1 protein-coding gene is annotated in these 345 nt (G+C 72.2%); it reads right to left on the bottom strand.

The window, feature by feature from the left end; all coding sequences use genetic code 11:
* The coding region (locus ACFHPP_RS31430) for a peptidase dimerization domain-containing protein (protein ID WP_437167139.1) at nucleotides 1-345 on the bottom strand (345 nt) is incomplete at both ends.

Here is a 345-nt window from a genome sequence, read left to right as displayed (position 1 = left end):
GCCGGCGTGAGCCACCTTGCCGTGCCCTCCAGCATGACCCGGCCCGGGAGCACGTTCCAGGCGCCGCCGTCGCAGCGCAGGTCACCGACGCTGATCACCCCGGTTTCCAGCGGGTCGAGGTCCCGGGCGATGATGCCTTGCAGCGCGCAGACGATCTGCGCCGCCGCCAGGACGGCGTCCTTGCCGAGATGCGGTGCGGCCCCGTGGGTGCCCTGGCCGCACACCTCGATCGAGAACTGCGCGGCGGCGGCCATCATCGGGCCCTCGCGCCAGGCGAACTGCCCCTCGGGCAGACCCGGCCAGTTGTGCAGGCCGAAGACGTGGTCGAAGGGAAAGCGCTTGAGC

The organism is Falsiroseomonas sp. E2-1-a20 (assembly GCF_051433195.1).
GTDB lineage: Bacteria > Pseudomonadota > Alphaproteobacteria > Acetobacterales > Acetobacteraceae > Falsiroseomonas.
Note: the sequence above shows the minus strand (reverse complement) of the source record. Positions and strands in the feature narration are given on the sequence as shown.